Source organism: Bacillus cereus, from assembly GCF_002561295.1.
GTDB classification, from domain to species: domain Bacteria; phylum Bacillota; class Bacilli; order Bacillales; family Bacillaceae_G; genus Bacillus_A; species Bacillus_A cereus_S.
Genome location: NZ_NTUG01000055.1, coordinates 22985 through 46873, shown reverse-complemented (window position 1 = coordinate 46873; position 23889 = coordinate 22985). Strand labels below are relative to the sequence as shown.

The following is a 23889-nucleotide window of genomic DNA, read 5'->3' as shown; positions in this document are numbered from 1 at the left end:
AATTGGGGTGCAGTTCATAAACAAGATGTTCTTTTTCTTTATATATTTTCACTAGAAATTACACTTGTGCTGTTTAAAATCGATTACCATACGACCTTGAATCTTACCTTGTTCCATTTCTTCAAATACATCTTGTACTTTATCTAGTGAGCAAGTTTGAACAACTGGCACTACTTTCCCTTCTGCACCGAACATAAATGCTTCTTCTAGGTCCTTACGTGTACCAACTAGAGAACCAACTACTTCAATTCCATCTAGTACAAGTCTTGGAATGTTTAAATCCATCGTTTCTACTGGTAAACCTACCGCAACTACTTTACCGCAAGCACGTACTGCATCAACCGCTGAGTTGAAGGCTACTTTAGAAACCGCTGTTACTACAGCAGCATAAGCTCCACCAAACACTTCTTGAACAATCTTATCAGCAGGCCCTTGCGTTATTGGATTGATAGTCATATCAGCGCCAACCTCTTTAGCTAGTGCCAATTTGTCGTCATTAATATCTACTGCAACTACCTTTGCACCAAACACATTCTTAGCATATTGGATAGCAAGGTTCCCTAATCCACCACAACCGTAGATTACGATTGGTTGACCAGGTTTAATGTCTGATACTTTAATAGCTTTATATGTAGTTACACCTGCACATGTGATTGATGATGCTTGAGCAGGATCTAATTCTTCTGGTACTTTTACCGCATAATCAGCAGTAACAATACATTGTTCAGCCATGCCACCATCAACTGTATAACCAGCATTCTTAACTTCACGACAGAATGTTTCTCTACCAGTTACGCAATACTCACAACGTCCACAAGATTGGAACATCCATGCGATACTTACACGGTCACCAATCTTAAGTGAAGTAACATCATCAGCAATTTTCGTTACAATACCTATACCCTCATGCCCAAGGATGCGGCCATCTGTATTACCAAAATCATGGTTCGCAACGTGTACATCGGTGTGGCAAACTCCACAATACTCTACATCTACTAATGCTTCCCCTGAGCGTAACGGGCGTAATTCTTTTTCAATAACTTCAACGTTTGCTTTGCTGTTTTTATTTACTACTACTGCTTTCATATGTGGTCTCCCCTTTTCGATTTTAGGTTCATTTCACAAATTTTTTCTATCTGTTATGATTCATTATCGCGCCAAATGTAAGCGTTTTATCCTCATTACTCTTTAATCATAACGTAAAATTCGGAAAATAATTTGTGAAATATTGAACATTTTTTGAAACATAATTAAAAAGCATATCCCAATAAAAATAACAATAATAAAACAATAAAATTTTATTGTAAAACGATAAACCCTATGATAAAATCATGTTGTTATTAAATAAGCGAGGTGCTTTTTGTGAAACAAGTTACGACACTTTTTTTAAAGCTAGCTATTTTTTTTATAGGAATCCTAGTTCTTGCATTGTGCATATTTTTGGTACCTAAGATCGGGGATTTTGCTGGAGAATTGTATCCAAATATTGCTTATATGAAACCTCTCGTTTTAATCGATATGTACGCGGCAGCGATACCTTTTTACTTTGCACTGTATCAAGCTTTTACACTTTTAAGCTATATTGATAAGAACCAAGCGTTCTCAGAATTATCGGTAAAGGCTTTAAAGAATATAAAATACTGTGCCATCACGATCAGTACTTTGTACTTGCTAGGTATGCCACTCTACTATCTCATGGCGGCAAAAGTTGACCCTCCAAGTTTCATACCAATCGGATCGGTCATTATTTTCTCCTCTATGGTGATTGCCGTTTTTGCTGCTGTTCTCCAAAGACTTTTACAAGAAGCTATTCATATAAAATCAGAAAATGATTTAACGGTCTGAGGTGGAGGATATGGCAATTATTATTAATATTGATGTGATGTTAGCAAAACGAAAAATGAGCGTAACGGAGCTTTCCGAGAAGGTTGGGATTACGATGGCGAATCTTTCCATTCTGAAAAATGGGAAAGCAAAAGCTGTTCGTTTTTCAACATTAGAAGCGATATGTAAGACTTTGGATTGTCAGCCAGGTGATATTTTGGAGTACAAAAGCGACGAAGACACTCTATAAAAACAGACAACACCTTTCTTCAACCAATGGAATTAAATAGTGAAATTAAGAGGAAGGGATAGTGATTAATCTATCCCTTCTCTGCATATCTCTGGCATCTGATCTAAGAAGTATATCTTTAAACTCTTTTTCAAACGTCCCTAGTAAAATTGTTATTTTTATAGTAGAAGATAGTAGCTGCTAATTCACCATTCGCAGATTTCGCATAATTAGGAATCCGCCCAGCTTGAATATAACCTAATGAAGTATATAGTTTATTAGAAGGGTCCCCTTCTCTTGTATCAAGAACTAATAATGAGCGATCCTTCTGCTCTGCTATTTCTTCAGCCTTTTGCATCAGTAAACGACCAATACCATTACGTCGATAATCGGGGTGTGTCATTAATTTTGCGATTTCAGCCCTATGGCTTCCATTCTGCTTCGTTGATAATTGTAACTGTACACTTCCAGCAATTTGATTGTTACATGTAGCAACTAATAAAATCACTTCGGGGCTAAGAACAGTTTCCCAATAATTCTCTGCATCTACTTTTTCCATGGGTGGTAAAAATCCAATCGAAGCCCCATCTTCTACGACCTTTCTTAAAAGCTCTGAAAGCTCATTAAGATGGTCTTCAATTAAACATACTTGTTCCATTTTTACATCCATATTCAAGACAATCACCTCTATTTTATATTTTATCAAAAACTAGTAACTGTTTTACTACTTATAAAAAAAGAGGCCTTTCACAAGACCCCTCTCCTTACTTCAACTTTCCTTCAAAAACAATTCTTCTTCCGCACGGTTCTACAACTGTTTTCCCATCTTTCTTCACTTCATGAAAAATCGGCTCTTCCATGCGACGCGATGGTACGTATCCTTCTTGTTCCATACGCGCTAAGCAATCTGTAATGGTTTCATTCTCTTGTACTTCAAATTTTTTCTTATTAGGTTGTTTTGTCATGCCCTAACCTACTTTCTATTTTTCTTGATGCGAATTGACTTTTCATATATGCGATATACAAAAGTGCAATAATTGCCATTATCATCATAACCGCTATAAAAAGGCTTGTATACTGTATTTTCTCTATAAATATACCTCCTAATACAGGCCCCATAATACTTCCTATACTAAAGGCAATTCCTGATAATATATTCCCAGCTGGCAGTAAGTGTCTTGGTAATAAATCCGTCATAAAGCCAAGCCCTAATGAGAAACATGAGCCGATTACCATACCCGCTAAGAGCATACAACCGAACACGATCCAATAATACTCGTCAAACACTGCTGCAAATAAGAAAACGATTGTACTGATGCTGAATGTCCATGTTAAAATGCGATCTCGTCCATACTTATCACTTAATATACCAAGCGGGATTTGCGTAATAATTCCCCCGATTGCAAATGCAGGTAATAAGAAGGATACATCAGCGACAGACCATCCTTTTCGAAGTGCATATACAGGTAAATTACTATTTAACATTGCTTCTAGTACGCCGTATGCTAAAGGTCCCATAAGTGCAATCCAAGCTAAAACAAATACTTGTTTGTAACGAGAAAGCGACGATTCATTCTCTTTTCCTGCGCTATCCTGTTCTGGAAAGGCGTTTTTAGTTGGCAATAGCAGAAGCCATCCAATTAAACAAAGAATTGTCGATACAATAAATGGCGTTGCAAGACCATATTGAACAGTGCTAGCCAAGTATGGCCCTACAGCAAAACCAATGCCAAAAAAGACCCCATATATAGATACTTGTCTTCCTATTTTACTAGGATCAGATGTCGTTGTAATCCATGTTTGTGTTCCGACATGTAACATATGATCTCCTACACCAACTAAAAAGCGTAGAATAAACCATGCCCAAAATGAAAAGGTTTGTGTAAAAAAGAATAATGAAATAATAACGAGAAAACCGCCAATTACAATAATCGGTTTCATCCCAAACCGCTGCATCGGTTTTTCAAGCCATGGAGAAATAAATAAAATCCCAATGTATAACGCCGTTGCATGAATTCCATTAAAACTAGAACGAACTCCCTCTTGCTCAAAAATCATTGCGATTGCTGGTAGAAGCATCCCTTGTGACAGACCAGAAATCGCAACAATTCCAACCATAATCCAAAATGTAAACCGTGTTGACATCTTCTTCTCTCCCTTTTTAAGCCCACCAATTTTTATTATAAAGTGAAACTTTAATCAATGGGAGATTTTTTATTCCCCCTTCACGATTCGAATTCATCAATCATATTGTCTGTGAATGCGAGATAATCTACATCTATATTCAGTATATAAATATAAAAAGGGTTAGAAGACTTCTCTTCCAACCCTTTATCCCTCCCAAACTTGCGCTTTTACAATATGGTTAAAATGTTTAAAGAAAGGACTTCCATATAAAATAGGCCCATAAGAAAAATGATGCGCAGGAGCACTTGGTATATACTGCACTTGCTGATATGGAACAGAAGGCACATTAAAAGATTGCATATAAATAGGATGAATAAATACTTTTGAATAAGGATGGCTACTAGACGATGAATGAAATATAAGAGAAGGCTCATGTATTCTTTGTACAAAAACATTCATTGCAAACCCCTCCTTTAGATACAAATAGTATATGTAATATTTGCACCTTTTGGAGTGTGCTATTTCCCTAACCAATCTGTAACTTGCTTCGTAAACACATCTAAACAATCAATAAATGGTGAATGCCCACAATCCTCTAATATGATTAACTCCGCATTCGGGAGATGTTTTGCTAATTCTTCCCCCACCACTTGCGGAACCACGTAATCACGATCTCCTTGTACAACGAGTATCGGCATTTTCAAACGGTGGATATGCCCATTTCCAGGTACAACTCCATTGTGTTCATCTGAAATATTAAATGTAATTAAGGAATAATTTACATCGACAAAATTACGCTGCGTTAACATATCATCTAAATATTTTTCATAACGCTTTGGCTCTGGTTTATTGTGTGTATAAATCAATAAATCCCAGACTGTTCGATAATATAGCTTGTTCATATTTTTAATTGCATCTAATACAGGAGCAATTTGAACAGGGTCTTGTGCAATCTCTTCTTTTGTTTTTAATAAAGTTGATGCGATAGGTTGACCATTTATATCTTTTTTGAAAATAGGATAGCCTTTCATTCCAACTGATTCAACCAAAATCAAATTCTCTACAAATTCTGGATGACACGCTGCAAACTCCATCGCAACACCACCACCCATTGACCAGCCCATCAATGAAAATTTTTTCAGTTGTAGTTCATCTATAAATAGCTTTACATCTCCTGCAAAATCTTGCAATGAATCTATTGGCTTATTATATGTCGATTTCCCGAATCCTCTTAAATCAATAGCATAAATATGATATTCATCCTGTAGTTTCTCAATGACTAAATCCCAATGCTGTGAAGATGTCATATTTCCATGAATCAGTACAAGTGTTTCTTTATTTTGCCTCCCAACTCTTTGATATGCAATTGTCTCTCCATTTGATAACGAAACAAACTCCATTGTTGCAGGCTTAATCATCACACGCTCCCCCATTCATTTTTAATAGAAAGAAAATTCTAAACTTAACTCCCCTTAGCATATCATGCAGAATATACGTTCTCAACACAAAAACAATACAAAATTTTTACATAAAACAACATGCCTATCACTAGACAATTCTAGTAAACAGGTATATAGTTAGCTAGGTAACTAATTTGAAAGGATTACGCTCATGGACGAAAAACAGCACTTTTTTCACATTGTCAGTCAAACTTCTCGAAAGTTTACGAAAAAATTTAATGAACGTGTATCACCAACAGGTTTATTTAGTGCACAGTGGGCTGTCATTTTCCGCATCAATCAAACCGGTCCGTGTACACAAACTGAATTATGCCAGTATTTAAATGTTGAATCTCCAACAATGACTCGTACATTAACACGTATGGAAACAATGGGCTGGATTATTCGAACAGAAGGAAAAGATCGCCGTGAAAAGCTCATTTCATTATCAGAAACAGCATTAGAAATGATTCCTGTATGGCAAGAAGAAGTTGATACTTTTGAAGAAAAAACGTTGCAAGATATTAATGAAGATGACTTGCAACGAGCGTTTCAAGTACTACAAACCATTATTAAAAATTTAGATGATTAATTGGAGGGATGACGATGCAAAGTGAGAGACTTTGGACGAAGGACTTCCTCGGAACATGTTTTAGTAGTCTGTTTCTCTTTTTAACGTTTTACATGCTTATGACCACCTTGCCCGTTTACGTAATAGACGGATTGAAAGGAAAACCAGAAGAAATTGGTTTAGTCGCAACAGTATTCCTTATTTCTTCTGTCCTATGCCGTCCGTTTACCGGGAAGTGGCTTGATGATTTAGGAAGAAAGAAAATCTTATTTATTTCTCTTTCGTTATTTTTAGCAGCTACCGTCATGTATTTCGGTGCACAAAGTTTGTTTTTATTACTAGCCCTTCGTTTCCTTCATGGGATTGGATTTGGAATGGCAACAACAGCTACAGGTACAATTGTCACAGATGTCGCACCGCCTCATCGCCGCGGTGAAGCACTTGCCTATTTTGGTGTATTTATGAGTTTGCCGATGGTAATCGGTCCTTTTTTAGGTTTAACAATTATTTCGCACTTTTCATTTACTATTCTATTTATCGTTTGCTCTATATTTTCATTACTAGCATTTCTATTAGGTTTACTCGTCAATATTCCACATGAAAAGCCAGTAAGTAAACAAAAACGTGAACGGATGAAATGGAAAGATTTAATTGAACCCGCTTCCGTTCCAATTGCTCTTACAGGATTTGTGTTAGCATTTTCTTATAGTGGCATACTATCTTTTATTCCTATTTACGCAAAAGAAATTGGTGTAGAGGAAGTTGCAAGTTACTTCTTTATCGTTTACGCACTCGTTGTTGTTCTTTCTCGTCCATTTACAGGAAAGATATTTGATCGTTTCGGTGAAAATATACTTGTTTATCCTTCGATTATTGTGTTTACAATCGGAATGTTCATCTTAAGCCAAGCACAAACGTCGTTTTGGTTCTTAGGCGCTGGTGTATTAATTGGTTTAGGCTATGGAACATTAATTCCAAGTTTCCAAACGATTGCTATTTCCGCAGCTCCAAACCATCGCCGCGGCTCAGCAACAGCTACTTATTTTTCATTCTTTGATAGCGGTATTGGTTTCGGTTCCTTTGTACTTGGTATCGTAGCTGCACAATCAAGCTATCATAATATGTATTTCGTTGCTGCCATTATCGTTGCGTTTACATTACTTATTTATTACTTCCTGCATGGCAGAAAACAAAAGTTCAAAAAGCAACGCACAGACGGAAAATTATCAGCCTAATGTTAATAAGGAAAGTAAACTCCTCTGTTTACTTTCCTTATTTTGTATTTCTAAGAAAACGAGCGTATACTTACTGTAGAAATAACAAGGAGGTACATAGATGAACTTAAAAAAATCTCCCCTTTTATTCATTATACTTACACTATTGTTTATCGTAACTGGTCTTGGATTTGCATTTTTCAAGCAAAATAAAGTCTCTCCTTCTAAAGAGAGCGTGACAAAAGAAAACTGGTTACAAGATCCTTATTTACGCTGGTCATATACACATATGAAGGAACTAGCGTTAACAAATGAAGTAAAAAACAACCCTATGCAAGTAGCGTCATTCCCTATTGCAGCACAAAACTTAGATGATTTTTCTGTTCAAAAAGAAAATGGAGGAAATGTTCCTCTAAAGAAACTATTAGATGAAAATAAAACAGATGCATTTGTCGTCGTGCATAACGGAAAACTTGTTTATGAACAGTATTTCAATGGCTATAAGCAAAATGAACCTCACGGAATGGCTTCTTTAGCAAAAGTGTTTACTGGTGCACTTATACAATCGTTAATCGATGAAGGACTTATCAATGTACAAACAACTGCCGAAACATACGTAAAAGAATTACGAAACACGCCATTCGGAAAAGCAACCATTCAACAATTAATGGACATGCAAGTTTCTGCTGAATATCCTACACATGGATATATGCAGCAAGGATTAGAAAATCAAGATGCACAATTATATTTAGCTAGTAATATTCTTCCTCGTGGTAAAAACTATGATGGTCCAATGAAAATTTATGATATGTTACGAGAAGCAAAAGAAACAGCACCACCTGGAACTGCGTTTTCTTATAATAACGGTTCATCTGAAACACTCGGCTGGATTATACGGACTATCACCGGTAAATCGTTAGCAGAAAATGTAAGCGAGAGAATTTGGTCCAAAATAGGTATGGAAGAAAATGCGTACTATGTAACAGATGAAACTGGAGTTGAACAAGCAAGCGCTGGTTTAAACGCGACTGCAAGAGACATGGCTAAGTTTGGTCAATTAGTTTTAAATAACGGCCGCTATAATGAAGTGCAAGTTCTCCCTTCCTCTATTTCAGAAAATGTAAAGAACGTGCAAGAAGACGAATTAGCAATCGGACAAGGTGCACCTATTTCTTATCATAATCAATGGTGGATTCCTCATAATGAACAGGGCGCCTTTGAAGTATTAGGAAGTTACGGACAATGCCTCTATATTGATCCAACAGCAAATATGGTGATTGTACATTTTTCATCAAATGCGAATCCTAGCAATGAGGTTCATGCTACTTATTCCACTATGTATGTACAGATCGCCAAACATTTAGAAAAGCTTTCACAAGAGTGAAAGCTTTTCTTCTTTTATTATTTATCTGAATCTTCAGTTTAATAGAGGTTATTTCCTTGATTATAACGAATATATATAAAAATAAACTTAAGGAGGTTGATTTCTTTGTTTCGTTCTTTTACAAATGGCTGTGTTGCCCTTGTGCAGCGCTTTTTACCGGAGCCCTTTATTTTATCCTGCCTATTAACGATTTTTGTTATCTTCTTCGGTATGTTTGCCACGCACCAATCACCAGTAGAGATGATTGCCCATTGGGGAAATGGTATTTGGGGACTTTTAGCCTTCGCCATGCAAATGGCACTTGTACTCGTGACAGGTTCTGCATTAGCTAATGCCCCGCTCATTCGCAAAGGCTTAGCAAAAGCTGCACAATTACCAAAAACAAGCGGACAAGGTATTATCGCTATTTCTATTGTTAGTTTACTTGGTGCATACATAAACTGGGGATTTGGCATTGTTGTATCCGTTTTATATGCAAAGGAAGTTGCAAAACATATAAAAAATTTAGATTATCGACTGGCAATCGCTTCTTCTTATTCCGGATTCCTTATTTGGCATGCGGGCCTTTCCGCCTCCATTCCACTTACACTAGCATCCGGAGGAGAAACGTTAATCAAAACAACCGCTGGAAGTATAAAGGAAGCAATTCCTATAACCGAAACATTATTTTCACCTTATGCGATTGTTCCTGTACTCATCTTTCTAGTAACTATGCCGCTTATCAATAAGGCAATGCACCCTGATGAAAATCATACGATTACAGTTGATCCAAGCGTATTTCAAGAAGAAGCTGCTGCTCAAGAAATAGAGCCTCGCACATTTGCTGAGAAAATGGAAAATAGCATTTGGATCACTCTTTGCGTTGGTCTATTAGGACTCATCTATATATTTCATTACTTTAGTACAAAAGGATTTAATCTCACACTCGATATTGTTATTTTTATATTGCTGATTGCTGGTCTTATTTTTCATCGCACACCTATCCAATATATTCGTGCCTTTTCAGATTCAACAAAAAGCGCTTCTGGAATCTTACTCCAATTTCCGTTTTACGCAGGAATCATGGGAATGATGATTGGAGCAAACAGCGAAGGGCTTTCACTTGGGGGAGCCATTTCAAATTTCTTCATTAGTATTTCTAATGAAACTACTTTTCCTCTATTTACATTTTTAAGTGCAGGGATTGTTAACATCTTCGTACCTTCCGGAGGCGGTCAATGGGCTGTGCAAGCTCCTATTATGATCCCTGCTGGTGCTGAGCTTGGTGTACCGGCTGCTAAAACCGCAATGGCAATTGCATGGGGAGACGCTTGGACGAACTTAATACAACCGTTCTGGGCATTACCTGCTTTAGCGATTGCAGGATTAGGTGCTCGCGATATTATGGGATTTTGTGTCATTAACTTACTTTATGCAGGCTTAGTTATCGGTGCATGTTTCCTTTTCATCTAAATTTAAACTTATAAAAAAGCTAGTTTTATACTAGCTTTTTTACATAATAACGATGAAGATCATAAACTTTTTTCTATACATCTTATTACATCTCCCCATTCTTCATAGGGAAGATGTAATCTTCTAAATGTAAATACCACCGTACAAACCTCTTCAATTATTTGGGGATTATTTCGTATGAAATCCCACTTCAATACTTTCGGTAAATCATACAATTTGTACTCTTTACTTTCCTTAATGATTCCATCAACTTCCCGTTCACAAATTCCCCTTATTAAATAATCTGCTTTTAATTTTTGATACATTTTTTGAGAAACCTCACTATGATGTTTCAATTGGAGTAAACAAGCTATATACTTACGAAACAATTCATCTTCTCGATGACAACATTTCATTATTCTTTCTACTTCGCTCATAGCTGTCCAGCCTTCTCTCGTATGTTCAAAAGCCACTTTTCACGTTTTGTTACTTTACTTGTTTTGACAGACTGAAAGACAGACCGTTTGATTTGACGTATACCGCAAAATCGTAAAATACCCTTTCGCATAATGATCCAATCAGCGGAGCGATATAATAATGCCACATACCATAGTGGTGAATCCAGCGTATTAATCACCCATGCTTTTTTTCCTGTAAGTAATCCTTTTGGCAATGCTCCTTCATACTTATAAGCAAATCCTGCTACAAAAACACGATCAATAAACCCCTTTAAAATAGCAGGCATACCCCACCACCATATGGGATAGATAAAAATAAAAGAGTCTGCTTCTTTGACCAAATTTCTGTATCTCTCTGTTTCTTCTTCATATACTAAATCCCGTCTTCTCTTATCTTCATTAAAAATAAGAACTGGGTCAAATTGCTCCTTATAAAGGTCAAGTAATGTAACAGAATGATTCGTTTTTTGAAGTCCTTTTTGCACATTTTCTAAAATGGATGCATTGAAACTAGATGGATTAGGATGTGCATATATGATGAGTACATTCATCTCCAAACAACTCCCTTCCTTAAATTCCCTTTTGACTCCCTACGGTTTGCGTGCTATTCTATTACTTGTCAAGTAGCAAGCCTATATGACAAAACGACTGACACCTACTCGGCGAAGGTGTCTCTTTTCGTTTCTAGCCGAATGAAATGCCTCTTTCAGGGCATATTCAACTTTTGACACTACACACTCAACACCATTCCCTTGTATCAGGCTGCTTTTGCAGTCTTTTACTCTACATATATTTCGAATTTTCAAATGAATTATAACATAAAAAAAGAGAGCCTAGCTCCCTTTTCCCGCCTTATAATATACCCCTTTTTCAGCATAGAGATATTCTTCATCAGCTAAAGTAATTTTCCCATCCAGTTTTAGTTCGTCTAATAGCCTTGATAAATAAAATTGGTGTAACATTTTTTTCGTGAATTTTCCTTCATGATGCGAAACGATATGTTCTTGAATATCTAATAGTGATATTGGTTTATCTTGCTCCATCATATATTCATATACTGCACTACGCAGTTTTACGTATTTTTCAAGTGTCACAGTACAATTGCAACCCCTTTCTTCTTGTTGTTTTTGGAAGAGATTTTTTTGCAATAAAAAAACCTCTTCGATAAGAAGAAGTTACGTATATATCTTCGTCTTATCTCCCAGAACAAATATGTTCTGCTGGAATTAGCACCTGCATCGCGGTTGCTGGGTTTCATCGGGCCAGTCCCTCCACCTCTCTGGATAAGAAAATATTCACTTTATATATCACTATAGTCAATTTTATTATAATTGTCAAACAATATACGATACGTCATATTTTCTTCCCTACTGTTCATACTACAATTATATGCATATAAGGAGGAAAATATAATGAATAAAAATGCTCGTGGGTATGTTCAGGATTCATATCAATCTTTACATGAGGCAAAGCAATCTTTAGAAAACGCATTACAAACAGTTGAAAAAGACGATAATCGGGAGCGAATTGAGCAATCTCTTCAAGCTGTAGAACAAGCATTACAACAATGTGACCATACTGTTCAAATTTTAGAACAAAGATAAAGTAAACTTTTCACTCACACGAACGTAGCTACTTGTACATAGTCGAACAAATACTACCCATCTCTTTATGAGATGGGTAGTATCTCAAATGGCATACTGTAATAGTATTGTCATCACAATTAGAAAATATACAGAATTCACAATCTCTAACACGCCAACTTTTAATATAGATATCTTTTTCCCATATAATACAATTGCACGAACGAGACTTGGTAGAAATACAAGAGAAAGCCATGGATTTATGGTAAACAACAATATGGTTAATACGATATGATATCCCCAAGAAATGTAACGGTAGATTGGATTATTCTTTTCCCGTATCATTGTCTTCACATAAAATGTACTCCCTAAAAAGTAAAGAAACGAAGCAATCGCAATCCACCATGCCGCTCCATCAATTGTCTTCATCGAAAAATAATAACTAATCAAACCGCCTATGCAAAAAACAAGTATTGCACAAATATCATTTATTAGTGCTCGTTCTTTTTTTTGACGAGCAAAATATATATTCACAAAGAACAGCGGAAGCATTATAACTGCGAATAAAAGAATACGCCACTCATAGAATAATGATATAGTTCCGAAGAGACAAGCCATGCTAAAATACACAATAGCTGAATGTAAAAACTCTTTCTTTCGCGTTTGCTTTATGTACATTAAAAATGGATACGTTGCTAAATAGATGCATAACCAAGCAATAAAGAGCGGAATATGATATAAAGTAGGTTTACCAAGTAGAAAACTAAGCAGAAAAGGAATGAGTAACATTCCCCATGCACCATGCTGCTTTGGAACAATTAGTTTCATGAATACGGCATCTCCTCTTTGAAAGTTTTTCTCATTTACTATTATATTAAATATCGCATATAAGAACCGAAATATATTACATCAATTTCTTGACACTTTTCTCAATATAGTATGTAAAAAAAAATGCTTCCTACCTATGGTAAGAAGCATGAAAGAGGCAAACGAATATGTAAGTCGCGATCCTACTTTACATTCTTATGCCTTCTCATTTCTGCTTATGCCTTGTTTCCTGTCAATAACCGCCCGTTATCATCGTCTAAAATACCGTATTTCTTTTTAAATCTCATAAGAATTTGAATCCATGAAGAACTAAATAAAACAAGAAAAATAACGTTTGAGAGCGCATGAGCGAAATCAAAATAAAAACTTGCCATGTAATAAGCGATGAAATCTTTCCATGTTAACCCTTCTAAAAAGCCAAGTATTCCCCATAAATTCATAATCCAACCAAAAATAAAACCGACTATAAACCCGTAAATGATTCTCCCCCACATCTTTCTCATCAACCATGTATTTCGAAGTAACCCTGCCGTAAAACCAATCATCCCCCAAGCAAACATTTGCCACGGTGTCCAGGGCCCCTGTCCTAAAAATATATTCGACACAAGCGCTGCAGTTGCTCCGACCATAAAACCTGTTTCACTTCCAAAAACAATTGCAGACACGATAATAACAAAAGAAGTCGGCTGTACACTTGGCATAAGAGAAAATGGAACACGGCTAACTGCTGCTATTGCTGCTAACACAGCTACTATAACAATTTCACGTGAAACAAATGCCCTTTTTTCGAATCGTATATAAAAAGGTAACATAATAACTGCTAATAAAAATAAACTACACCAAATATAATATTCATCCGTTACAAAAGAAGTAAACAAAAGTACGCCTATTATTATCATAAAAATAAGTACTACGAAAGCAACATATCGTTTGGACACGCTTTATACACATCCTCCCACGTTAATGCATACGGCAATTGATTACGAATAAAACGATTAATAGAAGTTGTGTAAAAGAAATTGTCCCGAAAGAATTCTTTCGGCGTATCGTCCATAATCACTTTTCCATCAAATAACATCATACACTGATCCACATATTTTGCTGCGAATTCAACATCATGCGTTGCCATTACAATTGTTGTTCCTTCTTTTTGTAAACCTTGAAATAACTCACCTAATTGTTCTTTCTTTTCTGGATCAAGCCCTTTTGTTGGCTCATCCAATAGTAATAAACTCGGCTTTGCTAATAACGCTGTACATAATGCAATGAGCTGTTGCTCTCCTCCACTACAATCATGTGGATGACGGTCGCGAACAGAATGAAGCCAAAATTTTTGTAGCACCTCTTCTGTCATTTGTTTCGCTTCCTCACCATACAATTCATACGCTCGTTCAAAAACTTCATCATACACTGTATCGAATGTAAAATGATAGTAAGGATGTTGTGATACATATCCTATTTTTTTAAACCTTTCTTTTGAATCAATTTTATGTATCACTTTACCGTCCCATCTCACTTTTCCCCTTCTAGCTTTCTGTAATCCTGCCAAAATGGTTAAAAGTGTCGATTTCCCGCTACCGTTTTTCCCAACTAGCGCCACCCATTTCCTTTTTTCAATCGATAACATTAAATCTTGCAAAATAAATGGACTATTTTTTTCATATTGAAATGAAATATGGTCGGCCTTTAAAATACCTTCTTTTGCCTCCGGTCGCGACAATTCCATCTCTTCCTGTTTCAGAGATAACTTAGCTTGTATTTGCGCTTGTGCCTCTCGTACAGAAAAGGGGATATTCTCTACATTCCACTCTAAAAATAATCTTGGAATTTGTGGAATAAAAGGACGTAACTCTTCTAATCCCCACATTTGTGTTAAAGCCTTTTGCGGGTCCCCATCACAAATAATTTTCCCACCACTCATACATACAACTCTAGTTGCTAAAGGAATGACTTCATCTAAACGATGTTCACTCATAATGATCGTAATCCCAAGTTCTTCATTAATTCTTTTTAATAACCCTAAAAATTCTTTTGCCGCAATCGGATCAAGCTGCGCTGTCGGTTCATCAAGCAACAGTAACTTAGGCTGTAAAATTAAAACTGCCGCTAAATTGATCAATTGTTTTTGTCCACCCGATAAAGTATGTACAGATTGATGTAACAAATCTTGAAAACCTAAAAAACTAATTAATTCTGCAATCCTTTTTTGAATCACACGTGACGGTAACCCAATATTTTCCAAAGAAAATGCTAGTTCTTGAATGACTGTATCCATAACGATTTGATTTTCTGGATTTTGAAATACCATTCCAACTTCTTGCGCTGATGCTAAATCTGATATTTGAAGCAAAGGAGTCCCGTTATAATCTATACTTCCACTGCGCTGCCCAATTGGGAGCAACTCTTTTTTGAAATGTTTCAAAAGCGTTGTTTTCCCGCATCCCGAACGACCAGCTAGTATAATAAATTCCCCTTGTGAAATAGACAAAGAAACATCCGTTAATGCTGGTACACTTTCATCCGTATATACAAATGATAGATTTTTTATTTCTGCATGCGCCACCATATCCATTCCCTCCCTTCCATTAAGATTGGTAAACTAATAAAACTCATAAATAAAACAAACAAAACCCCATCGTATAGATGAAATGCCAATGATTCAATTCGTGGATAAATAACTAACTTACCAAACCCATAGTAATTCAATATAAAACTACTTATGAATAAAACGAATAAGCACACAAATATATACCAATCTTGTTTGCTCATTTGATATCGAATATAAGTGCTACGCTTTGTTACCCCAAACCCACGCGCTTGCATAGAATCAGCTGTTTGCAGTGCATCTTCTAAAGAACAAACGAGTAGCACCTGTAACAGCTTCATTCCATTTTTAGCTCTTTCTAAAAATGAACCAGAATCTAATTGAACACCTTTCGTTTTTTGAACGAGTGTAATTTGTCGTAAACGCCTCATAAACAACGGAACAAAACGAACCGTTATCATCGTTAACAACGCCACTTTCGGCGAAATCCGTGAAAATAAATATAAAAACTTTTGACTTGAAATTATATCATTATACGAAGTGAATATAAGCATAATAGCAAGTAACGACAATCCCATAATAAGTCCGTACATACAGGCTTCTAAAGTAATACGATTATCTCCTAAACGAAATAATGTAGTTGCTCCTCTATGTGTTAAGAGCGGGTTTAAAATAACAACCATAACAAAGAAAACAAGCGTACTTGGCATCATCTTTCTCATTTTCTCGCCATTTCCTTGCACTATATTTAACAGCACTACCGCAATAATAGCCCCGATTAAAAAAAGAGGGTGAAGACACACCATACATAGTATCATCACCCCAATATAATAGAAAAAATTCACAAAAGGATGTAAAGAAGAAAAAATGATTTTCATAATCCTCTACCAAATGCCCTTTCCTATTTTAGCACATATATCCATTCAATCTTATCTCCTGGCTTCACTGTATATGCACCTGCACTTTGATTTGGGAAAGTACCATTGACACGGTATTTCCATCCGCTTGTGCTCGCTATATCTTTTTCATATAAATCATTAATGCCTTTGACATAAATACTATCCCTTGATCCTGTTGCATCTACATCTAATCCTGTACGCTGCAATACTTTATAAACCGTATCTCCCTCTTGTACATTCACTTTCTTTGCACCTAATAAATACCCTTCATTTCCACGTACAGAAATCGTTACTTGTTGAGCCTGTGGTTCCTGCTTTGGTTCTGGTTTTGGCACTACCGGTTTTGGTTTCGATTCTGGCTGTGGCTCTACCTTAGGTTCTGGATCTTTCGGATATTCTTGTTTTGGTGTTTCTTTCGGCTGTTTAACAACCTTCGCTTCTTCTTTTACTTCTTGTTTTGCTTCTGGTGCTTTCTGTGGCTCAGCGTTTTCTTGCTGTGCTTTCGGTCGCTCCGATTCTTTTTGCTGAACAACTGAATCTTGTCCTTTTTTCTCTTCCTGTTTTATCTCTGGTTGTTCTTGTTGTTTTTGCTCTTGATTCTCTTTCTGCTGCCCTTCTGACTTCTTTTGCTCTTCTGTTTGTTTTTGTTCAGCAGCTTCCTCTTTCGGTTCTTCTTGTTTACTTTCCTCTTTCTTATCTTCCTGTTTTACCTCATCTTTTTGTTCTATTTGCTTTGATACGACTTGTTTCTCAGAATTTGATTCACTTGGACTACATCCAACAAGCACTCCAAATGCAAGAACAAATGAAAGTAACCATTTCATCACACTCATGTTTCTCTCACCTTTCTAATAAAATTAGGAGCAAATCATTGCTCCTAATTTTCGTTAAGCTGCTTTTCGTCTCCATAAAACATATGCTGAAGCGATACACAATACACCCATTCCTACTGGTATAGCAGTATCCCAGGCAGACGCTCCTGTTTTTGGTAATTGACGATTGGTTGCAGTATTCTCATTATTTACTGTTTTTTCTTTTGTAACTACACGAGATTTCTCGTCATTTGTTTGTTCCTTCGGTTTTTGAATCACTTCTTGCTTTTCAATCACCTTTTTCTCATCCACTACAGGTTTCTTCGGTTCCTCAACTGGGATTTTGTTATCTTCTGTTAAGGAATTCGTCCAATCATATATAGAACCTGCACCATTTACAAATGCCTTATATTGAACAAGTGCTAAAAGTGCTTGTTCAGTCGCCATACTACTACCTTTTTTATCGCTTGGCAACCATTTAAATTCGCCATTTGGAAGTTGGTATGATAATAAATTGCGGACTGCATTTACATTATTTTTAGTGAACGCTTTACTAGTTGGATCAATTCCTGTGCTAGCCAGTCCAATAATTGCTTGCGCAACACTGTTAGAATTTTCTTGGCCATCAGCCTCGAATCCGCCAGTTTTTAATTGTTTAGTTGATAAATATTTCACTGCTTTATCTACAACTTTTTTTACTTCTGGTTGTTTCTGATATGGTGCTAATGCTGATAAAACCATACCTGTTACATCAATATTACTAGCTTCCTTCTTATTACTTTCAACATTGTATGTCCAGCCACCATCTGTATGTTGAGCGTTTAAAATCTCTTTTACTAAAGCTGCACGATTCCACTTTGCTCCAGCTGGTACTTCATATTTTTTTGTATCTAGTGCAAGTAAAGCGAATGTATAACCAGTAACAGAATTTAGTTTCTCAGATTGATACAGTTCTTGCACTAAATTCTTCCCTGCTACATTTGTCGGGTTCCCATTTACTGCTGATATAGCTAAAACCGTTCTTGCCGTATCTGTAGCGCTAAATCGTCCCATACGTTTTTCTACTTTTTGCGTTAAAGACTGTAAATAACTAATTTTTGTTTCTGTTGGAATATTATATCCTGAACGGGCAAGCGCAATCGCTACCCAATCACTATCGATGCCATCTTCCATCATCTTTTTTGATGTTTTAGCAATCGCGCGATCTAATTGCTTCGCTAATAGTTCATTAGGTTTTTGAGCTTCTGGTTTTTTCCCTTCAGGCTTTTGTCCTTCTGGTTGTTTCTCTTCAGGCTTTTGTCCTTCTGGTTGTTTCTCTTCAGGCTTTTGNNTTTTTCTCTTCAGGCTTTTGTTCTCCTGGTTTTCCTACCTCTGGTTCTTTTTTACAAGTTCCAATCTTATCAAGTACCTGCTGTAGTTTTTCTGTACTCATATTGTTCCAGTCCACAACAAAACGGAATGCAACAACATCTCCAGATTCTAATTTATAACTATCTGCTCCTACCATAGCCGCTTGATCATTGACATCATATGTCCAGCCACTTGTATCACCAGCCATTAAACCGTCAATACCTTTTACATACACACCATACTTCGTATCTTCAGCCGTTACTTTCGTCCCCATAACTTTTTGTAACAAGCTATAAGCTGTTTCCCCATCTTCAATTGACACTTTTTTCGGACATAAAATAACTCCCTTTTGCGATTCCCCAACGATTGCAAGCGTTGCTGTTTTTCCTTCAGCAAACGTAATATGTACCGTATTTGTGAATGAAACAAATACTAATGCAAATGTCATTAATGACGTAAGCATCCATTTCTTTATCGTTGCCATCCTCATTTATTCCTCCCTCTGCTTACATATACATAAAAAAAGGCCCTTCAAGGGCGTGCAATGGCACTCTAATGTGAGTGCGAAACAAAAAATGCACAACACCTCCTATCCGCATAGATAGCGGTTGTATTTGTATAGGAAAAATAATGTAGCGTATGAATGTATCATTGTGATAACATTCACTTTTAGCGGCGAAAACATTTCATTTCCACCAATTTCCTTATTCAATTTTTATATAAACGACATACCTATACATTCTCAAATTTTAAATTTCTGTATTATTTTACTATTGACACAAGATTTTGTCTATGTTTTATCGGATTTATTTTCTAAGAATAGTAGATTAATCATGAATACACTTTTCACATACAACAACACCGTCTTCATCAGCATACACATGATGATTTGTAATCCACTTCACACCTCCAAACTGTACAGGAAGTTCCGTTTCACCTTTACCTTCTTTTACACTCCTCTTTGGCATTGTGCCTAACGCTAAAATACCAATGTTTATGTTTCGCAGTTCCTTAGAATCACGAATATATCCATACACAATAATACCTGCTAATTTTCGCTCTTCTGCAATATTTGCCAAATTATCTCCAAGTAATGCACAATTTGAAGAAGCTTCTCCATCAACTACTAACACAGTTCCCTCTGGTAAAGTTTGCAGCGCTTCCTTTACTAATACATTATCATCCTTTACTTTAACCGTTGCGATTTTCCCGTAAAATTGTTCTTTCTGCCCATATGATTTAAAAATAGGCTGACATACTTGCACTTCTTGTTCAAAAGCATCACAAAGATCTGTTGTTTTCCACATTTTTCTCCCTCTTTTCTTTTCTATATATATTATCTATTCTTGTCGTTTTACTTTTCCCCTGTCTTATATTGCAAAATTTTGTATGCAATAACTTCTTTCCCTCCTGCATAATATTTCAAATTCTGTACATACTGTATAAAGGCTGGTGAACAGCTTTAATCCAATTTTGTAGTACCTACAATCTTTTCTCCCTTTCCCTGGGGCTGAGCAGTTAGCTTTTGCTAGCTGCTCTTTTGTTTTTTTAAAGCTAGTTAACCTCTTTTTGCTTTTTAATTATTAACACTGAAATTAGACAACTATTATGAAATCATGAATGAATATGACAACCTTTCCTTGTAATATTCTTTTGTAAAAAGATAAGGGTGTGACAATGTTGAATAGAAAAAACAATCAAATTGTTATTCACATAATAAAAGGCTCAACAATAAAAAAGTTTTTAATTTTAGATTTAATTACTGGAACAGGAATTTATCATTTAGTTAAATTCATTTCTTCAAGTGCATTAATTGCACTTATTGGCAGTATCATAGGAACCGAAGGTATTAAAAAGATACCGAAATTCAAAAATAATACGAATTAAATTCCAGTACCTAGCCCCACTACCTTTACTCCGTTAAGAAGAGCGGGCTTTCTCAATAGAATAATAAAAAAGAGCCAAATGGCTCTTTTTGTTTCATTCCGTTACATAAATTCATTCTATCTCCAGCTCAATTACTCGAATTTGCACTATACTATTCAACTACAATATCATGTAATTCAAAACGAATTAGTTTTTTTAATTCATCTAACCCTAATTCAACTTGATAGCCGATCTTCCCAGCACTGAAAATGATTGTTTCAAAATCAATGGCACTTTTATCAATGACAGTTTGAAAAGATTTTTTCATTCCAATTGGTGAGCAGCCACCATGAATATACCCAGTAAGCGAAAGTAAATCTTTAGATTTCAACATACTTATCGATTTCTCCTTAACACTAGAAGCCGCTTTTTTTAAATCTAATTCTTTATTTACTGGTACAACAAAAACATAGTGCTGCCCTGATTTTGCAGTAGTTACTAATGTTTTAAAGACTTGATCGGGAGATTGTCCCAATACTAACGCAACATCAATTCCACTAATCGCATCCGTATCTACATAACTATAATGCTTATAATTCAACTTTTTCTTATCTAACAACCGCATAACATTCGTTTTGTAATCCATTACAATAAGATCCTCCTATAACAAATTGAAGCTTGTTATTTCATATAAAATGACTGAAATTTTATTTTAGATATATAGATATTGTATCTTATTTCTCTATTTTTTACCAAGTTGTGACTAAGCACTGCACGCTATATAAATTTAAAAACTTCACGTAGACGAATAATACTTTTCTTTTTTTCGAAAAATATTGATATTTCAAAAATCATTTGTTATACTTTTGAAAAAACTTAAGGAGAGATTCGATATGTGTAATTTCAATACTTCTTTCCAACTTCATCATCATACATAACGCCGTGTATCCGAAGAAATTTTTCTTCGTGGATACAGGGCTATTCCTGTTACCCACGAAGCATTTATAAAGCTATGTGGGTATTTTTATACCTGCATAGCTTTTTTTATTTTATAAAAGGAGTGATTCAAATGGATGTAAGAAATGTAAAAGGAACGAAAGATTATTTACCCGAGGAACAGTTGTTACGAAACAAAATTAAACGTGTTTGTGAAGAGACCTTTGAACGATATGGCTGTAAGCCTCTTGAAACACCCACTTTAAATATGTATGAACTGATGGCTTATAAATATGGGGGCGGTGCTGAAATTTTAAAAGAAATGTATACACTACGTGACCAAGGAAATCGCGAACTCGCACTTCGGTATGATTTAACAATCCCATTTGCAAAAGTAGTAGCAATGAACCCGGATATCCGTCTTCCTTTTAAAAGGTATGAAATTGGAAAAGTTTTTCGTGATGGACCAATAAAACAAGGAAGGTTCCGTGAATTTATTCAATGCGATGTTGATATAGTTGGTGTAGAATCTGTTATGGCTGAAGCTGAATTAATGGCTATGGCCTTTGACCTTTTCAAAACCTTAAATTTAGACGTTATAATTCAATATAATAATCGTAAATTATTAGCAGGTATCCTGAAATCAATTGAAATTCCAGATGAACAAACAAACGATGTTATTTTATCATTAGATAAACTTGAAAAAATTGGGGTTGATGGCGTACGAAAGGATTTACAAAGCCGTGGGATTGCAAATGACACTATAGAGGTTATTTGTAATACTGTTGAATCTTGTATGACATTAAAACTTGATGAATTTAAACAAACCTTCTCAAATTCACTCGTTACAGATGGAATTGACGAACTGCAACAATTACAGCAATACTTACTCGCTCTTGGCATCCAAAACAATACTATTTTCAATCCATTCTTAGCGAGAGGACTTACAATGTATACAGGCACAGTTTATGAAATCTTTTTAGCAGATGGAAGTATTACTTCAAGCATTGGTAGTGGTGGACGTTATGATAATATAATCGGAGCTTTTCGTGGCGATAATATCGCATACCCAACAGTAGGAATTTCCTTTGGATTAGATGTTATTTATACAGCTCTTGAACGAAAAGAGACCAAATCTACTTCTGCTGATATTTTCATTATTCCAATTGGAACGGAAACGAAATGTTTACAAATCGCAACGCAATTACGTTCTAATAGTACAATGAGAATCGAGCTTGAACTTGCCGGTCGTAAATTAAAGCGAGCTCTTAATTACGCAAATAAAGAGAATATTCCTTACGTGCTTATTATCGGTGAAACTGAAATCTCTACGGAAACCGTTGTTTTACGTAATATGAAGGAAGGTACCGAAATGAAGCTCCCTCTATCTTCCATTGAAGATGGAACTTTAAAGGACTATTTATAAAAAAGTAGTTCACTAAAAGTGTTAAGTCTCCCTCTTTTGCAGTACCCATAGCTATATAAAAATATATAAAGTGAAACTTTAATCAGTGGGGGTTTCTTCATCCCCCACTGATTAATAAAACATTAAAAAACATGGTATTTACCATACGAAGTTCATTCATGTATTTTCTAAGAACTCCCACCTGCTGAAATAAGAAAATCGAATTCACCGTAATATCTGTTTTACGTCCCTAGTACTTTTTTACCAAGAGGTTTCGTACTATTTGAATCTGGTTCAAGTGTAATACCAATGTTATCAAAGGACTGTTTTTGTGAAATTTCATATGTCAGAAGTCCTGAACCAGTTTCATCAGGTTTAAATATTCCAGCGTTTTTTCTTTCTCCATCTTTTAATAACCAAACTTGATATACTTCTGAATTTTTCACTTGTGGCAAATGATCAGCTTGTACAACTAATTTTTTCTTATCTCCTTGTTGCATAACAAATATATAGCCCTTTGTATTTTCATGATTTTGATCGATTGATACTAATGGACGAGTAGAGATCACTTTAAATGGATCACTGCTTAATTCATGCTTAGCTAAAGATTGTATTTTTAATTGTGAATTTTCGATCGTTAATGCTACTGTAATCACTAACATTGTTCCTAATAATACCGTTGCCAACGGTGTAAATTGTTTTTTTAGTAAAACCGTCCATTCTTTCAATTTCGCTATTACTATGTTATCTCTATTCGTTTGTTCTTGAACAAATATAAAATCAAATACTTCATCTTTTAATGTTGCTGGTACTTCTTTTTCTTCAAAATCGAAATGTAACGCTTCCCAAGCTGCCTGCATTGATGAAGACTCAGTTTGACATTTCGGACATACCTTTAAATGTTCTTGAAACTTTCTTTGTTCTCTATCATCAAGTGTATTCGTAACGTAAGATAATAAATGCTCACATTCCCGCTCCATACTATCCC

General features: G+C 35.7%; 26 protein-coding genes, 1 pseudogene and 1 riboswitch. Of the genes and pseudogenes, 9 read left to right on the top strand and 18 right to left on the bottom strand.

All coding sequences use genetic code 11. From position 1 onward, the window contains the following. Window positions 1-51: 51 nt before the first annotated feature. Complete coding sequence (gene adhP / locus CN373_RS23865; protein ID WP_098360307.1) at window positions 52-1086, bottom strand: alcohol dehydrogenase AdhP; 1035 nt, start codon at window positions 1084-1086, stop codon at window positions 52-54. Window positions 1087-1362: 276 nt separating this feature from the next. On the opposite strand from adhP, the gene CN373_RS23860 reads away from it, so the two are divergent. Both CN373_RS23860 and CN373_RS23855 read left to right on the top strand, forming a co-directional pair. Further along, window positions 1363-1845, top strand: coding sequence for a DUF2975 domain-containing protein (locus tag CN373_RS23860; protein ID WP_098360306.1), 483 nt, complete (start codon window positions 1363-1365; stop codon window positions 1843-1845). A 10-nt stretch (window positions 1846-1855) separates the two neighbouring features. Further along, entirely contained in the window at window positions 1856-2074 is a 219-nt protein-coding gene (locus tag CN373_RS23855; RefSeq protein WP_098360305.1) for a helix-turn-helix domain-containing protein, read from the top strand. A 130-nt stretch (window positions 2075-2204) separates the two neighbouring features. Here the strand turns inward: CN373_RS23855 and CN373_RS23850 are convergent, their stop codons facing one another. The 5 genes from CN373_RS23850 to phaZ form a co-directional block, all read right to left on the bottom strand. Further along, complete coding sequence (locus CN373_RS23850) at window positions 2205-2723, bottom strand: GNAT family N-acetyltransferase (protein WP_165770719.1); 519 nt, start codon at window positions 2721-2723, stop codon at window positions 2205-2207. Window positions 2724-2817: 94 nt separating this feature from the next. Continuing rightward, complete coding sequence (locus CN373_RS23845) at window positions 2818-3018, bottom strand: NETI motif-containing protein (protein ID WP_000166308.1); 201 nt, start codon at window positions 3016-3018, stop codon at window positions 2818-2820. Further along, on the bottom strand, window positions 3002-4198 hold the full coding sequence (locus tag CN373_RS23840; RefSeq protein ID WP_000107466.1) for an MFS transporter: 1197 nt from the start codon (window positions 4196-4198) through the stop codon (window positions 3002-3004). The genes CN373_RS23845 and CN373_RS23840 overlap by 17 nt, the downstream gene beginning before the upstream one ends. Before the next feature lie 186 nt (window positions 4199-4384). Then, a complete protein-coding gene (locus tag CN373_RS23835; protein ID WP_001100486.1) occupies window positions 4385-4639 on the bottom strand; it encodes a hypothetical protein in 255 nt (84 codons plus the stop codon). 59 nt (window positions 4640-4698) lie between these two features. Further along, window positions 4699-5613: an intracellular short-chain-length polyhydroxyalkanoate depolymerase gene (gene phaZ / locus CN373_RS23830; RefSeq protein ID WP_165770995.1), complete on the bottom strand. Its 915-nt coding sequence runs from the start codon at window positions 5611-5613 to the stop codon at window positions 4699-4701. A 178-nt stretch (window positions 5614-5791) separates the two neighbouring features. Between phaZ and CN373_RS23825 the strand changes: the two genes are divergently transcribed. The 4 genes from CN373_RS23825 to CN373_RS23810 all read left to right on the top strand — a co-directional run bounded on the left by CN373_RS23825 (window position 5792) and on the right by CN373_RS23810 (window position 10240). Beyond that, complete coding sequence (locus CN373_RS23825) at window positions 5792-6211, top strand: MarR family winged helix-turn-helix transcriptional regulator (RefSeq protein ID WP_000343669.1); 420 nt, start codon at window positions 5792-5794, stop codon at window positions 6209-6211. A gap of 14 nt (window positions 6212-6225) precedes the next feature. Further along, the gene (locus tag CN373_RS23820) at window positions 6226-7425 is read left to right on the top strand and encodes an MFS transporter (RefSeq protein ID WP_098360302.1); all 1200 of its coding nucleotides are present in this window, start codon (window positions 6226-6228) and stop codon (window positions 7423-7425) included. A 100-nt stretch (window positions 7426-7525) separates the two neighbouring features. Next, window positions 7526-8788, top strand: a complete 1263-nt coding sequence (locus CN373_RS23815) for a serine hydrolase domain-containing protein (protein ID WP_001049624.1) — start codon at window positions 7526-7528, stop codon at window positions 8786-8788. A gap of 105 nt (window positions 8789-8893) precedes the next feature. Continuing rightward, window positions 8894-10240, top strand: coding sequence for a short-chain fatty acid transporter (locus tag CN373_RS23810; protein ID WP_000489996.1), 1347 nt, complete (start codon window positions 8894-8896; stop codon window positions 10238-10240). Between the two features lie 59 nt (window positions 10241-10299). On the opposite strand, the gene CN373_RS23805 is transcribed toward CN373_RS23810, so the two are convergent. From CN373_RS23805 to CN373_RS23795, 3 genes are all read right to left on the bottom strand, one after another. Further along, window positions 10300-10656 (bottom strand): hypothetical protein, encoded by a 357-nt coding sequence (locus CN373_RS23805; protein WP_000005507.1) that lies wholly within the window; start codon window positions 10654-10656, stop codon window positions 10300-10302. After that, window positions 10653-11228 carry an NAD(P)H-dependent oxidoreductase gene (locus tag CN373_RS23800; protein ID WP_002057091.1) on the bottom strand — a complete coding sequence of 192 codons (576 nt, stop codon included), beginning with the start codon at window positions 11226-11228 and terminating at the stop codon, window positions 10653-10655. Before CN373_RS23800 ends, CN373_RS23805 begins: the two co-directional genes overlap by 4 nt. 282 nt (window positions 11229-11510) lie before the next feature. Then, window positions 11511-11771, bottom strand: coding sequence for a hypothetical protein (locus CN373_RS23795; protein WP_002057092.1), 261 nt, complete (start codon window positions 11769-11771; stop codon window positions 11511-11513). Window positions 11772-11868: 97 nt separating this feature from the next. Next, window positions 11869-11967: riboswitch (SAM riboswitch) on the bottom strand. 122 nt (window positions 11968-12089) lie between these two features. On the opposite strand from CN373_RS23795, the gene CN373_RS23790 reads away from it, so the two are divergent. After that, window positions 12090-12281, top strand: coding sequence for a hypothetical protein (locus tag CN373_RS23790; protein WP_001038615.1), 192 nt, complete (start codon window positions 12090-12092; stop codon window positions 12279-12281). Between the two features lie 84 nt (window positions 12282-12365). Here the strand turns inward: CN373_RS23790 and CN373_RS23785 are convergent, their stop codons facing one another. The 7 genes and pseudogenes from CN373_RS23785 to rraA all read right to left on the bottom strand — a co-directional run bounded on the left by CN373_RS23785 (window position 12366) and on the right by rraA (window position 20001). Further along, on the bottom strand, window positions 12366-13088 hold the full coding sequence (locus CN373_RS23785) for a YwiC-like family protein (protein ID WP_000767746.1): 723 nt from the start codon (window positions 13086-13088) through the stop codon (window positions 12366-12368). 215 nt (window positions 13089-13303) lie between these two features. Next, the gene (locus tag CN373_RS23780) at window positions 13304-14026 is read right to left on the bottom strand and encodes an ECF transporter S component (RefSeq protein ID WP_000044918.1); all 723 of its coding nucleotides are present in this window, start codon (window positions 14024-14026) and stop codon (window positions 13304-13306) included. After that, a complete protein-coding gene (locus CN373_RS23775) occupies window positions 13999-15660 on the bottom strand; it encodes an ABC transporter ATP-binding protein (protein ID WP_205753382.1) in 1662 nt (553 codons plus the stop codon). Before CN373_RS23775 ends, CN373_RS23780 begins: the two co-directional genes overlap by 28 nt. Beyond that, entirely contained in the window at window positions 15633-16511 is an 879-nt protein-coding gene (locus CN373_RS23770; protein ID WP_000691229.1) for an energy-coupling factor transporter transmembrane component T, read from the bottom strand. The genes CN373_RS23775 and CN373_RS23770 overlap by 28 nt, the downstream gene beginning before the upstream one ends. Before the next feature lie 23 nt (window positions 16512-16534). Beyond that, complete coding sequence (locus CN373_RS23765) at window positions 16535-17365, bottom strand: DUF4430 domain-containing protein (protein ID WP_000115367.1); 831 nt, start codon at window positions 17363-17365, stop codon at window positions 16535-16537. 54 nt (window positions 17366-17419) lie between these two features. Further along, a pseudogene (locus CN373_RS23760) lies at window positions 17420-19178 on the bottom strand (DUF4430 domain-containing protein). 343 nt (window positions 19179-19521) lie between these two features. Continuing rightward, window positions 19522-20001, bottom strand: a complete 480-nt coding sequence (gene rraA, locus CN373_RS23755) for a ribonuclease E activity regulator RraA (RefSeq protein WP_098360300.1) — start codon at window positions 19999-20001, stop codon at window positions 19522-19524. A gap of 370 nt (window positions 20002-20371) precedes the next feature. Here rraA and CN373_RS23750 point away from each other — a divergent pair, with 370 nt between their 5' ends. Next, window positions 20372-20581, top strand: a complete 210-nt coding sequence (locus CN373_RS23750; protein ID WP_000934673.1) for a hypothetical protein — start codon at window positions 20372-20374, stop codon at window positions 20579-20581. Between the two features lie 151 nt (window positions 20582-20732). On the opposite strand, the gene ybaK is transcribed toward CN373_RS23750, so the two are convergent. Beyond that, window positions 20733-21206, bottom strand: a complete 474-nt coding sequence (ybaK, locus tag CN373_RS23745) for a Cys-tRNA(Pro) deacylase (RefSeq protein ID WP_000384998.1) — start codon at window positions 21204-21206, stop codon at window positions 20733-20735. A gap of 423 nt (window positions 21207-21629) precedes the next feature. Between ybaK and CN373_RS23740 the strand changes: the two genes are divergently transcribed. After that, window positions 21630-22922, top strand: coding sequence for a histidine--tRNA ligase (locus CN373_RS23740; RefSeq protein ID WP_098360299.1), 1293 nt, complete (start codon window positions 21630-21632; stop codon window positions 22920-22922). Between the two features lie 221 nt (window positions 22923-23143). On the opposite strand, the gene CN373_RS23735 is transcribed toward CN373_RS23740, so the two are convergent. Next, window positions 23144-23881: an anti-sigma factor gene (locus tag CN373_RS23735; RefSeq protein WP_000439054.1), complete on the bottom strand. Its 738-nt coding sequence runs from the start codon at window positions 23879-23881 to the stop codon at window positions 23144-23146. Between the last annotated feature and the right edge of the window lie 8 nt (window positions 23882-23889).

Bases quoted from the DNA above. Each gene is read 5' to 3' on its own strand.
- phaZ (WP_165770995.1), bottom strand. From the start codon at position 5,613: ATGGGGGAGCGTGTGATGATTAAGCCTGCAACAATGGAGTTTGTTTCG.
- CN373_RS23845 (WP_000166308.1), bottom strand. From the start codon at position 3,018: ATGACAAAACAACCTAATAAGAAAAAATTTGAAGTACAAGAGAATGAA.
- ybaK (WP_000384998.1), bottom strand. From the start codon at position 21,206: ATGGATTACAAAACGAATGTTATGCGGTTGTTAGATAAGAAAAAGTTG.
- CN373_RS23775 (WP_205753382.1), bottom strand. From the start codon at position 15,660: ATGGATATGGTGGCGCATGCAGAAATAAAAAATCTATCATTTGTATAT.
- CN373_RS23790 (WP_001038615.1), top strand. From the start codon at position 12,090: ATGAATAAAAATGCTCGTGGGTATGTTCAGGATTCATATCAATCTTTA.
- CN373_RS23765 (WP_000115367.1), bottom strand. From the start codon at position 17,365: ATGAGTGTGATGAAATGGTTACTTTCATTTGTTCTTGCATTTGGAGTG.
- CN373_RS23840 (WP_000107466.1), bottom strand. From the start codon at position 4,198: ATGTCAACACGGTTTACATTTTGGATTATGGTTGGAATTGTTGCGATT.
- rraA (WP_098360300.1), bottom strand. From the start codon at position 20,001: ATGTGGAAAACAACAGATCTTTGTGATGCTTTTGAACAAGAAGTGCAA.
- CN373_RS23835 (WP_001100486.1), bottom strand. From the start codon at position 4,639: ATGAATGTTTTTGTACAAAGAATACATGAGCCTTCTCTTATATTTCAT.
- CN373_RS23785 (WP_000767746.1), bottom strand. From the start codon at position 13,088: ATGAAACTAATTGTTCCAAAGCAGCATGGTGCATGGGGAATGTTACTC.
- CN373_RS23855 (WP_098360305.1), top strand. From the start codon at position 1,856: ATGGCAATTATTATTAATATTGATGTGATGTTAGCAAAACGAAAAATG.
- CN373_RS23800 (WP_002057091.1), bottom strand. From the start codon at position 11,228: ATGAATGTACTCATCATATATGCACATCCTAATCCATCTAGTTTCAAT.
- CN373_RS23750 (WP_000934673.1), top strand. From the start codon at position 20,372: ATGTTGAATAGAAAAAACAATCAAATTGTTATTCACATAATAAAAGGC.
- CN373_RS23820 (WP_098360302.1), top strand. From the start codon at position 6,226: ATGCAAAGTGAGAGACTTTGGACGAAGGACTTCCTCGGAACATGTTTT.
- adhP (WP_098360307.1), bottom strand. From the start codon at position 1,086: ATGAAAGCAGTAGTAGTAAATAAAAACAGCAAAGCAAACGTTGAAGTT.
- CN373_RS23805 (WP_000005507.1), bottom strand. From the start codon at position 10,656: ATGAGCGAAGTAGAAAGAATAATGAAATGTTGTCATCGAGAAGATGAA.
- CN373_RS23850 (WP_165770719.1), bottom strand. From the start codon at position 2,723: ATGGATGTAAAAATGGAACAAGTATGTTTAATTGAAGACCATCTTAAT.
- CN373_RS23770 (WP_000691229.1), bottom strand. From the start codon at position 16,511: ATGAAAATCATTTTTTCTTCTTTACATCCTTTTGTGAATTTTTTCTAT.
- CN373_RS23825 (WP_000343669.1), top strand. From the start codon at position 5,792: ATGGACGAAAAACAGCACTTTTTTCACATTGTCAGTCAAACTTCTCGA.
- CN373_RS23735 (WP_000439054.1), bottom strand. From the start codon at position 23,881: ATGGAGCGGGAATGTGAGCATTTATTATCTTACGTTACGAATACACTT.
- CN373_RS23740 (WP_098360299.1), top strand. From the start codon at position 21,630: ATGGATGTAAGAAATGTAAAAGGAACGAAAGATTATTTACCCGAGGAA.
- CN373_RS23815 (WP_001049624.1), top strand. From the start codon at position 7,526: ATGAACTTAAAAAAATCTCCCCTTTTATTCATTATACTTACACTATTG.